The 12466-nt window shown below is 70.9% G+C and carries 12 protein-coding genes and 1 tRNA gene; 5 read left to right on the top strand and 8 right to left on the bottom strand.

Annotation, left to right across the window (positions count from 1 at the left end; genetic code table 11):
* Positions 1 to 15: 15 nt before the first annotated feature.
* Positions 16 to 804 carry a class III extradiol ring-cleavage dioxygenase gene (locus tag AB0G79_RS25655; RefSeq protein ID WP_360810297.1) on the bottom strand — a complete coding sequence of 263 codons (789 nt, stop codon included), beginning with the start codon at positions 802 to 804 and terminating at the stop codon, positions 16 to 18.
* 132 nt (positions 805 to 936) lie between these two features.
* Here AB0G79_RS25655 and AB0G79_RS25650 point away from each other — a divergent pair, with 132 nt between their 5' ends.
* Entirely contained in the window at positions 937 to 1446 is a 510-nt protein-coding gene (locus AB0G79_RS25650; protein WP_360810294.1) for a MarR family transcriptional regulator, read from the top strand.
* Between the two features lie 49 nt (positions 1447 to 1495).
* Here the strand turns inward: AB0G79_RS25650 and AB0G79_RS25645 are convergent, their stop codons facing one another.
* Both AB0G79_RS25645 and AB0G79_RS25640 read right to left on the bottom strand, forming a co-directional pair.
* Positions 1496 to 3046, bottom strand: a complete 1551-nt coding sequence (locus tag AB0G79_RS25645) for an MFS transporter (protein WP_360810292.1) — start codon at positions 3044 to 3046, stop codon at positions 1496 to 1498.
* 76 nt (positions 3047 to 3122) lie between these two features.
* The gene (locus AB0G79_RS25640; RefSeq protein ID WP_360810290.1) at positions 3123 to 3788 is read right to left on the bottom strand and encodes a helix-turn-helix domain-containing protein; all 666 of its coding nucleotides are present in this window, start codon (positions 3786 to 3788) and stop codon (positions 3123 to 3125) included.
* Between the two features lie 288 nt (positions 3789 to 4076).
* Between AB0G79_RS25640 and AB0G79_RS25635 the strand changes: the two genes are divergently transcribed.
* A complete protein-coding gene (locus AB0G79_RS25635) occupies positions 4077 to 5348 on the top strand; it encodes a M6 family metalloprotease domain-containing protein (protein WP_360810288.1) in 1272 nt (423 codons plus the stop codon).
* A 1-nt stretch (position 5349) separates the two neighbouring features.
* Here the strand turns inward: AB0G79_RS25635 and AB0G79_RS25630 are convergent, their stop codons facing one another.
* Positions 5350 to 6978 carry a class I adenylate-forming enzyme family protein gene (locus AB0G79_RS25630; protein WP_360810286.1) on the bottom strand — a complete coding sequence of 543 codons (1629 nt, stop codon included), beginning with the start codon at positions 6976 to 6978 and terminating at the stop codon, positions 5350 to 5352.
* Between the two features lie 152 nt (positions 6979 to 7130).
* Between AB0G79_RS25630 and AB0G79_RS25625 the strand changes: the two genes are divergently transcribed.
* Positions 7131 to 7203 (top strand) — tRNA-Arg (locus AB0G79_RS25625).
* A gap of 71 nt (positions 7204 to 7274) precedes the next feature.
* Here AB0G79_RS25625 and AB0G79_RS25620 read toward each other — a convergent pair.
* From AB0G79_RS25620 to AB0G79_RS25605, 4 genes are read right to left on the bottom strand one after another with little or no spacing between them, the layout of a single operon-like run.
* The gene (locus AB0G79_RS25620) at positions 7275 to 8420 is read right to left on the bottom strand and encodes a tyrosine-type recombinase/integrase (protein WP_360810284.1); all 1146 of its coding nucleotides are present in this window, start codon (positions 8418 to 8420) and stop codon (positions 7275 to 7277) included.
* On the bottom strand, positions 8420 to 8620 hold the full coding sequence (locus tag AB0G79_RS25615) for a helix-turn-helix domain-containing protein (protein ID WP_360810282.1): 201 nt from the start codon (positions 8618 to 8620) through the stop codon (positions 8420 to 8422). Before AB0G79_RS25615 ends, AB0G79_RS25620 begins: the two co-directional genes overlap by 1 nt.
* Positions 8621 to 8622: 2 nt before the next feature.
* A complete protein-coding gene (gene repSA / locus AB0G79_RS25610) occupies positions 8623 to 10044 on the bottom strand; it encodes a replication initiator protein RepSA (RefSeq protein WP_360810280.1) in 1422 nt (473 codons plus the stop codon).
* Entirely contained in the window at positions 10041 to 10385 is a 345-nt protein-coding gene (locus AB0G79_RS25605) for a hypothetical protein (protein ID WP_360810278.1), read from the bottom strand. The genes repSA and AB0G79_RS25605 overlap by 4 nt, the downstream gene beginning before the upstream one ends.
* Positions 10386 to 10548: 163 nt before the next feature.
* Here AB0G79_RS25605 and AB0G79_RS25600 point away from each other — a divergent pair, with 163 nt between their 5' ends.
* Together AB0G79_RS25600 and AB0G79_RS25595 are read left to right on the top strand one after the other, a co-directional pair.
* Positions 10549 to 11322, top strand: coding sequence for a GntR family transcriptional regulator (locus tag AB0G79_RS25600; protein ID WP_360810276.1), 774 nt, complete (start codon positions 10549 to 10551; stop codon positions 11320 to 11322).
* A gap of 13 nt (positions 11323 to 11335) precedes the next feature.
* Positions 11336 to 11848, top strand: a complete 513-nt coding sequence (locus AB0G79_RS25595) for a GNAT family N-acetyltransferase (protein WP_360810274.1) — start codon at positions 11336 to 11338, stop codon at positions 11846 to 11848.
* Positions 11849 to 12466 lie beyond the last annotated feature (618 nt).

Raw genomic sequence — 12466 nt, 5'->3', positions numbered from 1 at the left:
GCGTACCCCTGTCTCTCAGCCGAACTGGACGGACCGCTTCGCGAGGCCCATCCAGAAGCCGTCGATCACCGACCGCTCGGAGTCGAGGTCGCCGGCCGCGTCCGCGGCGCCGAGGGTGACGAAGAGCGGTGCGAAGTGTTCCGTGCGCGGGTGGGCGAGGCGGCCGGCCGGGGACTTGTGCTCGAAGTCGAGGAGCGCGTCCACGTCCTTGGCCTCCAGGGCGCGGTGCCCCCAGTCGTCGAACTCGGCCGACCAGCCGGGGACGCCGGGCCCGGTGTGCCGGAGCGCGGCCAGGTTGTGGGTGAAGAACCCGCTGCCGACGATCAGCACGCCCTCGTCGCGCAGCGGCGCGAGCTTGCGGCCGATGTCCATGAGGCGGCGCGGGTCGAGGGTGGGGAGGGAGATCTGGAGGACGGGGACGTCGGCGTCCGGGAACATCTCGACGAGCGGCACGTAGGCGCCGTGGTCGAGGCCCCGGTCGGGGATGTCCTGGACGGGGACGCCGGGCGCGCGCAGCAGCTTCCGCACGGATTCGGCGAGCCGCGGGGCGCCGGGGGCCGCGTACCGGACCCGGTAGTAGTGCTCGGGGAAGCCCCAGAAGTCGTGGACGAGCGGCACGGTCTCGGTGGCGCCGAGGGCGAGCGGGGCCTCCTCCCAGTGGGCGGAGACCATCAGGATCGCCCGGGGGCGGGGCAGCTCCGCGGACCAGGCGGCGAGCTGGCCGGGCCAGACCGGGTCGTCGGCGAGCGGCGGGGCGCCGTGCGAGAGGTAGAGGGCGGGCATCCGCTCAAGCGTGGCGTCCATGGTCCGACCGGCCTTCCTGCGTCTCGTCCCCGGGTGGCGCGTGCCACGCGGCGACAGCTCAACGCTTGAAACTTCAAGCTAATAGCTCCACCCTAGAGCCATGTAGTTCAACTTTCAAGAATGGGTCGTACGATGCACACCATGGGAGAACGACAGGCCGAGCCGCGCTGGCTCAGCGACGACGAACAGCACGTCTGGCGCGCGTACCTGCACGCCACCACGCTCCTCGACGACCACCTCGACCGCCAGTTGCAGCGGGACGCCGGGATGCCGCACGTCTACTACGGCCTGCTCGTCCAGCTCTCCCAGGCCCCCGGCCTGCGCCTGCGCATGACGGAGCTCGCGCAGCACGCCAAGATCACCCGCTCCCGGCTCTCCCACGCCGTCGCCCGCCTGGAGAAGAACGGCTGGGTCCGCCGCGAGGACTGCCCGACCGACCGGCGCGGCCAGTACGCCCAGCTGACGGACGAGGGCGTGGAGGTCATGCGGCGCACCGCCCCCGGCCACGTCTCCGCCGTCCGCCAGGCCCTCTTCGACCGCCTCTCACCCGAACAGGTCGGCCAGCTCGGCGCGATCATGCGGACGGTGGCCGAGGGCCTGGAGCCGACGGGCCCGGACGCGGACCTGCCCTGGCTCCGCTGAGCGCCGTACGGGCGCTCGCGGAACCAGGGCAGGCCCTGCGCTGCGGTGATCAGTGCGCGATGACCGGCACCATCGCTTCGTCGCCGTCCTTCGCGCCGGACCCGGCGACGACCCCGCCGCCCGGCTTCCCGGTGGTGATGAGGACGAAGGCGATCGCCGCCGAGAGGGCCAGGATGCCGACGGCCCACCAGATGGCCGCCGTGTAGCCCTCGACCATGCCCTGGAGCTGGACCAGCTTCTGCGCGGCCGGGGTGGTCGCGCCGGCAGCGTGGTCGGTGAGGTACGCGGTCGTCGCCGAGGCGGCGATCGTGTTCAGCAGGGCCGTACCGATGGCGCCGCCGACCTGCTGCGAGGTGTTGACCATCGCGGAGGCCACACCGGCGTCGCGCGGGTCCACGCCGAGCGTCGCGAGCGACATCGCCGGCATGAACGCCGTACCCATGCCGAGGCCGAGCAGCAGCTGCGCGGGCATGATCAGACCGGCGTACGAGCTGCCGATCTCCAGCTGGGTCAGGAGCAGCATGCCGAGGGCGGCGGTGAGGAAGCCCGGCGCCATGAGCAGGCGCGGCGGGACGCGGGTCATCAGGCGCGTACCGATCTGGGTCGAGCCGATGATCATGCCCACGATCATGGGCATGAACGCGAAGCCCGTCTGGACCGGCGAGTACCCCTTCACGACCTGCAGGTAGTACGTGAGGAAGAGGAAGAGGCCGAACATCGCGATGACGGCGAGGCCGAGCGAGAGGTAGACGCCGCCGCGGTTGCGGTCGGTCACCACGCGCAGCGGCAGCAGCGGGTGCTTGACCTTGGCCTCGACGAACACGAACGCGAGGAGCAGGGCGGCGGAGCTGACGAACATGGCGATCGTGCCGGCGTCGCTCCAGCCCTCGGACTCGGCGCGGGTGAAGCCGTAGACGAGCGCGACGAGACCGGTGGTCGACAGGATCACGCCGGGGATGTCGAGCGGGGAGCGGTTGCGGCCGCCGGCGGGCTCGCGGATGACGAGGTACGCGCCGATGGCGGCGACGATCGCGAACGGGATGTTGACGAAGAAGGTCCAGCGCCAGTTCAGGTACTCGGTGAGGAAGCCGCCGAGGATCAGACCGACGGCACCGCCACCACCGGCGATGGCGCCGTAGATGCCGAAGGCCTTGGCGCGCTCCTTCGCGTCGGTGAAGGTGACAGCGAGCAGCGAGAGCGCGGCGGGCGCGAGCAGCGCGCCGAAGGCGCCCTGGAGCGCGCGGGCGCCGAGCATCATCGCCTCGCCGTTGGCGGCACCGCCGAGGGCGGAGGCGGCGGCGAAGCCGATGAGGCCGACGACGAAGGTGCGCTTACGGCCCCACAGGTCGGCGATGCGGCCGCCGAAGAGGAGGAGCCCGCCGAAGGCGAGGGCGTAGGCGGTGATGACCCACTGCCGGTTGCCGTCCGAGATGCCGAGGTCCTGCTGGGCGGAGGGCAGGGCGATGTTCACGATCGTCGCGTCGAGGACGACCATCAGCTGGGCGAGCGCGATGAAGACGAGGGCTTTCCAGCGGCCCGGGTCGGGCTCGGTCGCGGCGCCGGCTCCGGCTCCGGACTGGACGGCAGGAGTTTTTGACATGGGGGTAGCCACCTCTTGGTGCGTACAGGCGAAAAAGGGACGTAAGTAAGGGGGTGTCGAAGCTGGGTGCGCGGCGTCACCGCTCGCAGGACGCGTCGCGTCTCAGGTCCTCCAGGGTCGCGGGAGCCCCTGGCAGCACGGAGCGGGCGGGCGCCTCCAGGCCGTCGAGGAACAGCTGGAGGTGACGGTGGACGAACTGGTCGAAGTCGAGGCAGGCGGTGCCCGGGAGCGGCCGGGTCAGCTGGGAGACGGCGATCATCAGGTCGCCGACGCCGACGTCGGCGCGGAGCCGCCCGGCCGCCTGCGCGCTCCCGACGAGGCCCTGGACGGCCTCTTCGAGGCGGTCGCGCTCGGCGACCAGGTCCGGGTGGTCCTTGTCGAAGGCGCCGTCGAGCATCGGGCACAGGGCGCCGATGCGGGCGTCGGCGGCGGCGTGGGTGAAGCGGCGGAGGGCGGCGAAGGTGTCGGCCTCCTCCTCGGCGGCGCGCTCGGCGAGCTCGGTGACGCCGGCCATGAGGGAGAGGACGACCTCGCGGACGAGGTCGGCGCGCTCGGGGAAGTTCCGGTAGAGCGTGGCGTTCCCGACGCCGGCGCGGCGCGCGACCTCGTCGTACGGCACCTGGGGGCCGAACTCGACGAACATCTCCCGGGCCGCGGAGACGATCCGCTCGCGGTTGCGCAGGGCGTCGGCGCGCGGCCGGGGGACGCGACGGACGGGCGCGGTGTCCGAGCTGGTGCTCACGCCACTACCTCCACTGAGTCGAACCCATCCGAATCATCCGGGGAAGAAGTCCCCACTTCGGCGAACACAGGTTCAAACGGGGATGGCGTCCCCACTTATTTCCCCCTCGCCATGTGACGTAGGTCACACAGAATGGCCGCGACACGCCGCGCGGAATCCGGGCGTGTCCACACGATCGGTCCCTCTCGACGCGCGCGCCCGCCCCGCGCGCCCCAGGCTGATCGCACGGCGCCGATCTTCGTACCGGTCCTGCCGCCCCGCCCTGCCCCCCACCGGAGAGGCGCCCGGATGCAGCACCCCCGCCGACGGATACGCAGACCCGTCGCCCTGGCGACGACCGCGGCCTTCTCCCTCGCACTGCTCGCCTCCGCGAGCACGACGCTGCCCGACCCCGTTCCCGCGTCGGCCGGCCCCGTGGCCGCGGCGCCGAGCGGCGCGCAGCTCGGGCCGTGCCGGATCGCCACCACGATGGGCGTGCAGATGTCGGAGGGGCTGCCCACGGCCCCCGGGTACGTCCGCTCCACGGGCCGCGTCAGGGCCCTCAACCTGATGGTCGACTTCCCGGACGCCGCCGGGGAGGGCACGGCGACGAGCCGCTTCCGCGAGTTCTTCCCGCAGACCGCCGACTGGTTCCGCACGAGCTCGTACGGACGCCTGAAGTACCAGGCCGAGGTCCCGGTGACGGACTGGCTGCGGATGCCCCGGGCGTTCTCCTCGTACGGGATCGAGCGCGGCTCACCGTACGAGCCGGGCTACCGCGCCTTCGTCGAGGACATCGTGAAGGCGGCCGACGCGCGGGTGGACTTCAGCGCGTACGACCTCGTGAACGTCCTCGTGACGCCGAACGCGGGCCCCTCCGCCCTCGACACGGTCCTGTCGGTGACCTTCTCGGGGAACGACGAAGCCCCCTACGCCGACGGGGTGCCGCTCGCGAACACGTCCTTCGTCTACAGCCGCCAGGACGACGGCTCGGGCAGCTTCGCGGAGACCGGCTACCGGGTCCTGCCCCACGAGAACGGCCACGTCTTCGGCCTGCCCGACCTCTACACGGCGGACGGCGGCGGCACCGTCGGGCACTGGGACATCATGTCCGAGGACTGGGGGGCCAACAACGACCTGCTCGGCTGGCACAAGTGGAAGCTGGGCTGGCTCGACAACGACCAGATCAGCTGCGCGTCCCGGACCGGCTCGACCGACTACACGCTCACCCCCCTGGCCGTCGCCGGCGGCCCCAAGCTCGCCTTCGTCCCGCTGTCGGGCACCTCCGGGTACGCGGTGGAGGTGCGCAGCAAGGAGGGCAACGACGAGGCGGTCTGCGAGCAGGGCGTGCTCGTCTACCGGGTCGAGTCGGACGTCGACACCGGCCACGGCCCGGTGACCGTCTCGGACAGCGACCGCGCGAGCGGCGGCTGCACCCGGCGGCCGAACGTCCACGCGGAGCTGTCGGACGCGCCGTACCGCCCCGGCGAGACGTTCACGGACCGGGCGAACGGCGTCCGGATCAGCGTCCTGTCGGAGGAGCCGACGGGGGCGTACCGGATCAGGGTGACGCGGAACTGAGTCACGTACCGCCGAAGACGGCCCGCAACTCACGCTTGAGGATCTTCCCGGTCGCGTTGCGGGGCAGCTCGTCCTCCCGCACGACCACCTGGGACGGCACCTTGAAGGCGGCGAGCCGCGCGCCGACGTGCGCGCGGAGCGCCTCGACGTCCGCGCCCGCCCGGTCGCGGACCCGCACAACGGCGACGACCTCCTCCCCGAGCAGCGGGTGGGGAACGCCGAGCACGGCGGCGTCGAGCACGTCCGGGTGCTCGTGCAGGGCGGTCTCGACCTCGACGCAGTACACGTTCTCGCCGCCGCGGACGACCATGTCGGTGAGCCGGTCGACGACGGTGACGCGCCCCTCCCCGTCGACGCGGGCGAGGTCCCCGGTCCGGAACCACCCGTCGTCGGAGAAGGCGGCACGCGTGGCCTCCTCGTTCCCCCAGTACCCGCGGATCAGGCTCTGCCCGCGCAGCCACAGCTCCCCCACGCCGTCCGCGTCGGGCCGGTCGACGCGCACCTCGGTGACGGGCGAGGGCCGCCCGGCGCTGCGCGGGTGGGCGCGGTACTCGGCGCCGACGTTCGACAGCACGCCCCCGCAGGTCTCGGTGAGCCCGTAGCCGTTGCGGGGCTCGACGCGCTCGCCGTAGGCGGAGGTGATGGCGTCGACGATGCCGGGAGGCGCGGCGGCACCGCCGGTGGAGAGCAGCACGAGGCTCTCCAGGGCGTCCCCGCTCTCCCGGGCGGCGGCGAGCAGCTGGAGGGCGGTGGTGGGGACGCCCGCGTAGTGCGTGACGGAGTGCTCCCGGATGAGCTCCAGGGCGCGCCCGGCGTCCCACTTCCGCATCATGACGAGCGTCCCGCCGGCGGCCATGACGGCGTAGAAGGAGGTGAAGGCGGCGACGTGGAAGAAGGGAAAGGTGGTGAGGGAGACGGGCGTGGGCCCGGTCCCGGGGACGTCACCGCGGGCGAGGGCGGCGGAGGCGGCGAAGTACACCGGGTTCATGGCGGCCCCGACCTGCGCCCGGTGGGTGGCGACGGCACCCTTGGGACGGCCGGTGGTGCCGGAGGTGTAGATGATGGTGGAGTCGTGGTCGGGAAGGACGTCGACCGGCGGAGGCCCGAGGTAGGGGTCGAGATCGGGAACGTAGGCCCGGAACCCTTCCCCCTCCTTCTCCTCCTCGTGCCCCTGGAAGACGATCCCCGGCACACGGTGGGCGACGGCCCACGCGCGCACGCGCCCGACCCGCTCCCCGTCGACGAGGAGCACGGCGGGCGAGCAGTCGTCGAGGGCGTACGCGAACTCGTCCTCGGTCCACCAGGCGTTGAGGGGCACGGCGACGAGGCCGGCGAGCTGGACGGCCCAGAAGGCGACGTGCCACTCGGGCAGGTTCCGCATGGCGACGACGGCGCGGTCACCGGGCCGGAGCCCGTACTCCTGAACAAGCTGCCGGGCGAGCCCGCAGGCCGCGTCGAAGAACTCCCGGTACGTGTAGGTGGCGTCCTCGGCGACGAGGAACACCCGGTCCCCGTACCCCCACACGACCTCGACGAACTCCCGTAGGGTCTGGGGACCGGAGACGTACACGCCGCCGGCGACGGCGAAGGGCCCTCCGTCGGCGGTCAACCGCTCCACCGCACGCTCCACCGGGACCTCCTAAGCGCTTGCTTACCCACGTTGCACGGCGACGGTATGCGCCACGCTTCCACGGGTCAACCCACCCCGGACCCGACCCGCTCCCGCACCTCGCGCAGAACAGGCGCGAACTCCCTGATCCCCATCCGCTAGGCTGTCAGCGCGCCTTCGTAGCTCAGGGGATAGAGCACCGCTCTCCTAAAGCGGGTGTCGCAGGTTCGAATCCTGCCGGGGGCACAGCGCAGAGGGCCAGCTCAGGGGTACATTCCCCTGATGCTGGCCCTTCTGCATGATCACGGCCGTGCCACCTACGTGCCAGAAGGCCCCGGATCGCTGCCCTTCCGGGCCTGCCGAATCATCTCGCCGAGCTTCCCCGCGATGTGCTGATCACGGTCGCTCGTCATGTGCTGATAGATCAGCGCGGCCCGGGTCGTGCTGTGACCCATCCGCGTCATGAGCTCGCGCGTGCTGGCCCCGGCGCTGGAGGCGAGGGTGTTCCCGGTGTGGCGGAGATCGTGGAAGTGCACGTCCTCGGAGACGCCGGCGGCGGCCCGGGCGGCGGTCCAGTCGTCCCGGAAGTTGCTCCGCCGCAGGAGACCGCCACGGGGCCCCTGGAACAGATGCCCGTCCTGCCCGGTACCGGCGAAGTGCTCCAGGTGGCGAACCAGCTCGGGGACGAGCTCGGCAGGGAAGGCGACCGGCCGGACACCGGCAGCGGACTTCGGAGCCTTGTCGGCCAGCGTGCCGTTCTGCAGCTCGGCCTGGGTCCGGCGGACCATGACCACGCAACGAGTCAGGTCGAGGTCCCGGCGGCGCAACGACGCCAGCTCGCCGAACCGGAGCGTGGTGAAGGCCGCAAGGAGAACCAGCGCCCGGTAGCGCGACTGAATGGCACCAGCCACCGCGTACACCTCGCCCACGGTGAGGATGGGCCGCTCCGGGACGTCGTAGCGGTCGGCGCCCTTGATCCGGCACGGGTTGCGGCGGATCAGCTCGTCGTCGACGGCCGTGTTCAGGATCGCGCGGAGGAGTTGGTACGCCTTGACCACGGTCGGCTCACCCACGCCGCTTTCCAGCAGCGCGGTCCGCCAGGCTCGGACGCGGAGCGTGGTGATCGCAGCCACCGTTCCGCCGCCGAAGGTCGGCTTGATGTGCACCCGAATCACGCTCTCGCTCCGCTCCCGGGTGCGGTCCTCCAGCTTGCGGTGCTTCAACCAGTCATCGGCGTACGCCCCGAAGGCGACCATGCCCGCGTCAGGAGCCTGATAGGTACCCCGGATGATCTCCGCCTCGATGGTAGTCAGCCACACGAGGGCGTCAGTCTTGGTGTCGAAGGTGTGCGGCGCCGGCCTGGTCTCACCCGACAGCGGGTCGCGGTAGCGCGCCTGCCAGCGGCCGGACGCGAGTTGTCGCACACTGCCGAACCGACTCCGCCTGCCCTTACTGTTCGCCATCAGGCCACGCTCCTCAAGACATAGGTGACCGGCTCAACCGTGTTCGCGGCGATAAAGGCGGTGACGGCACTCTCGGGGATGCGGACGTGGCGGCCGACCTTCACGAAGGTGATCCGACGCTCCTCGATGAGCCGCCGGGGGAACCGCACGGTGGTGCCGAGGAGCTCGGCTACTTGGTCAACGCTCAGCAGTCGGTCCATGGTCACCACTCCCCCATGTCGGTGGCTTCGAGTTCGGTACGGATCTCGCGGTTGAGTTCGCGGACGTGCTTGATATCGCGGGCGATGTTGGCGGCGAGCCAGGACTCTCCCGGGGTGTGGCCGTGTCCGGCGTAGGTCCAGTGGGCGATCACGAGGGTGGAACCCTCCGCGTCGTTGTCGGGGTCCGGCAGGCCGCGTTCACGTCGCTCTTGAGCCGCGCGGTAGTCGGCGCGGGTCTGCCGGAGTGCGCCGAGGGTGGTGGAGTAGGCGCGGGATTTGGTGGAGAAGTGGCCGCGGAAGCCGAGCATGTGGGACCAGCGGGCGAGCATCCGGTCGGGGTAGACGGGGTCGAGGGTCCAGCAGGCTTCGATCAGGCGCCGGGTGTGGTCGGGGATGTCGAGGCGGGTCAGCTCCGCCTTCTCGCCGATGCGGCGGTCGATCGTGCCGGTGGTCTCGGCGGCCTTGGTCGCGTACTTCGCCACGTACGAGGCGACGGCCTGTTCGGTGAGCTCTTCCTTGCCGAGGGCGCCGATCGGCTGGACGTCGACCTGCGTGCCCCAGGCCAGGGTGCGGGCGGGGTGGGCGCCGGCGGCGGGGACCGTGACGGCGACGCGGGCGGCAGCCGCGCGGATCGCGTCGTCGAGGAGGCCGACCGAGGCCCAGGAGGGCGGGGTGGTGTCGGGTCCGTCGGGGCCGTCGAGGCGGATGACGGCGTGGAAGTGGATGGCGCCGCGTTTCTGGAACTCGGCGACCTTCCCGAAGGAGATCCGGCAGACCTCCTTGAGAGCGGTCTGCGTGAGCCCGGTCCGGGCGGCGATCTCGCGGCGGAGGTAGATGGTGAAGCGCTGCCAGAGGTGCCCGGCGTGGTTGTTCCACAGCACCGCGCCCGCGTAGTCGTACCGCGCCGGGTCGAGGGCCGTGCCGAGGGCGGGAGCGTGCTCGGGATGGGCGGTACCGCAGCGGCACTGGCCGGAGGTGGGACGGTTGTGGACCGGGCCGAAGGAGGGGGCGGTGAGGGTGGCGAAGACCCGGGGGTGATTCCGGACGGTCGCGGGGATGTTCTTGGCCCTGTCGCCGGTGATCCCGGCGCGGATCAGGTGGTAGGTGTCCCCGGCGTACGTCCAGGCGCAGGAGGGGCAGCGGGAGGCCCGGCGGTTGCCGCACGCGACCCGTAACCGGCCACCCGGCTCATCGGCCGTCGAGTACGAGTACAGGACGTCCCCGGTGCGGCGGTCGCGGGTCACGGTCGTGCCGGACAGGTGAATCGGGTCCGAGCAGCCACCCGTCCGCCGAACCTGCTCCTGCCACCGCTCGAAGCCCGGGGCGTTCACGGCCCGCAGGAGGTCGGCCAGGGCGAGGGGGTCGGTGCCCAGGGAGGCCGCGACACCGGCCACGGCCTCCGGGGCAACAGGGAAGACCGTCACGCGGCCACGACCGCGGAAACCGTGGACCGGGACACGCAGGCGGTGAGGCGGGCGACGTGGCTCTCGTGCCGCCGCTTGGCGCCCTCGCTGACCTGGATCAGGGCGACGGAACGGACGGTGTGCTCGTTGAGGCCGGAACCCCCGCAGTACTCGCAGAAGACCATCGCCGGGTCAGCGCCCTCGTCCGACCGGCCGGACCCCTCACAGGCGGAGCAGTCGGCCCACGGACGCGAGGTCAGGAAGTACAGGCACTCAGCGGGATTGGAGCACTGCCCCTCCAGGCAAGCCGGGCAGGCCCGACCCGACACCGACCGGCGGTAGAGCACAGCAGAACCAGGCATGATGAAAGCTCCCTTGTTGGGAGCCGGGGTGGTGGTTGCTTGGCGGTAGGCACCGCCCCGGCGCATTCAACTGGCTTGAGCCACTTACTGGCTTAAGCCAGTTGAGCATGACGCCTGATCCTGCGTCAAGACACTGGCTTAAGCCAGTTGCTATGCTGGCTGCATGACAACGCCCGGGACCTCTCCGCAGCAGCCTGCGAGCAGGCGGATCGCGGAAGAACTACGCACAGAGATCGAGGCTGGCCGACTCTCGCCGGGGGACAAGCTCCCATCCGAACGGGCTCTGGCCGAGCAGTACGGGGCCGCACGAAACACCGCTCGCGAGGCCATTCGGATCCTGGCGGAGCAAGGCCTCGTGACAGCGCGCCACGGCAGCGGTGTCTTCGTTCGAGAGCCCCAACGGCTCTTCCGGTTCGGCAGTGACCGCTACTCGCGGAAGAACCGTGAGACCGGCCTGACCCCGTTCCGTCTGGAAGCTCAGAAGCAGGGGAAGGTGCCCCGAATTGATGTCGTGAGCATCGAGCGCGAGACCCCGCCCCGGGACATCGCCGACAGGCTCGGGGTGCCGGCGGGGGAGGCGAGCGTCGTACACCGAGAGAACCACTACTTCGCCGACGCCGAGCCCGTTCAGATCGTCTCGACGTTCCTGCGTTGGGACGAGGCCGAGGGGACGCTCCTCATGCAGCCAAAGACGGGCAAGGACGGAATCTACGGGCGGCTCGAAGAGCTAGGCCACGTCATGACCCGTGTACGCGATGAGATCAGCACGCGCATGCCGACGCCCGAGGAAGCGGCTGTGCTGGATCTCCTGCCGGGGGTACCGGTTCTTGAGGTTCTACACACGAGCCTTGACCAGGAAGGCGTCCCGTTCGAGGTGTCTCGGTACGTGCACCGAGGGGACCAGACCGGGTTGCTGTACGAACTGCCCGTCGAATAGCCGAGGAGCCCCTGTGGGAAACGCAGTTGTTCGCCCGTACCAAGATGCCGACCTGGAAGGCGCAGCCGCAGCGCTCGTCGCCGTGCACGCAACGGACGGGTATCCGGTTGAAGGGGTGACTGACCCAGAGGCCTGGATCCGCTCGGCGGATGTGCGCGCCGCTTGGGTGGGCGACCTGGACGGAAAGATCGTCGGCCACGTCTCGGTGATGCGCCCGAGAGGCGAGGACGCGGTGACCCTGTGGGTTGAGCAGAGCGGGGACGACGAGCGGCACGTAGCGGTGTTGGCTCGGCTCTTCGTCCTTCAGGAGGCCCGGCAGCACGCCCTGGGCGCGCAACTTATGCAGGCAGCAACGTCTTGGGCTCAGGAGCAAGGTATCCGGCTGGTGCTCGACGTGATGGCGAAGGACGCCGCCGCAATCCGCCTGTACCAGCGGCTCGGCTGGACCAAGATCGGTGAAGCCGCCCACCCGTATGGCGAGGGTCAACTCATGGATGCCATCTGCTTTGTCGCTCCGGCCGCGTAGCCCAGCGGGGATCTGTTACAGGTTTCTCTACCTCATCAAGGCACCCGCCGCGCACGGCGCGGCGCGCGCGGCCCGTCGCCCGGGCCTGCGCTCCTGTCTGACGCCCCGCTCCAGCCCGGGCGCCGTCCGCACGCCTGACAGCTTGGGTTGATGGGCAGCCAAAGCAGACCTTCAAGCACGGCAACCGTCACATGGCACGCGTAGCCACGAGCACTGCCGACTGCGGCCAAGACGGGCGACCAAAAGACGGCCAGCGGCGAGGGAGGGGTGGCCTCTTAGGCATGGCCGGCCGACTACCGGGACTGAGTTGAGCGAGGCGCCGTACCCCCGCCGTCACGGATGACGGGAGCGTGAGGCGAGCGCACCACCGGGAATGGGCGGGCGGGGAGCAGCTGCTGCCGCGATGTGACAGAGGCCGGTGTGGTCGCTCCGCGTCGGTGCCGCTATCACCGTGGCTAAAGAGCGTGTCCTCCGGCCAGTCCAGTGGCATGCTTAGCACTGGCGATGCGCTGAGCCCGGCACTGCTGGGTTCCGCGCTGCTTGGCACGCTTGCGTTCGTTGTACGTCACCGTCCCTGGTCGACCTCAGACAACACGTCTGTTTCTACGCAGGAAGAGG

Origin of the sequence: Streptomyces sp. NPDC020807 (genome assembly GCF_040641575.1) — a bacterium.
Lineage (GTDB): Bacteria > Actinomycetota > Actinomycetes > Streptomycetales > Streptomycetaceae > Streptomyces.
The sequence above is the reverse complement of the archived record's forward strand: the minus strand, read 5'-3'. Positions and strand labels throughout refer to the sequence as shown.

Excerpts from the sequence above, each read along its gene's own strand:
- AB0G79_RS25620 (WP_360810284.1), bottom strand. The coding sequence starts at position 8,420 with ATGGCGAACAGTAAGGGCAGGCGGAGTCGGTTCGGCAGTGTGCGACAA.
- AB0G79_RS25600 (WP_360810276.1), top strand. The coding sequence starts at position 10,549 with ATGACAACGCCCGGGACCTCTCCGCAGCAGCCTGCGAGCAGGCGGATC.
- AB0G79_RS25605 (WP_360810278.1), bottom strand. The coding sequence starts at position 10,385 with ATGCCTGGTTCTGCTGTGCTCTACCGCCGGTCGGTGTCGGGTCGGGCC.
- AB0G79_RS25655 (WP_360810297.1), bottom strand. The coding sequence starts at position 804 with ATGGACGCCACGCTTGAGCGGATGCCCGCCCTCTACCTCTCGCACGGC.
- AB0G79_RS25615 (WP_360810282.1), bottom strand. The coding sequence starts at position 8,620 with ATGGACCGACTGCTGAGCGTTGACCAAGTAGCCGAGCTCCTCGGCACC.
- AB0G79_RS25650 (WP_360810294.1), top strand. The coding sequence starts at position 937 with ATGCACACCATGGGAGAACGACAGGCCGAGCCGCGCTGGCTCAGCGAC.
- AB0G79_RS25635 (WP_360810288.1), top strand. The coding sequence starts at position 4,077 with ATGCAGCACCCCCGCCGACGGATACGCAGACCCGTCGCCCTGGCGACG.
- AB0G79_RS25645 (WP_360810292.1), bottom strand. The coding sequence starts at position 3,046 with ATGTCAAAAACTCCTGCCGTCCAGTCCGGAGCCGGAGCCGGCGCCGCG.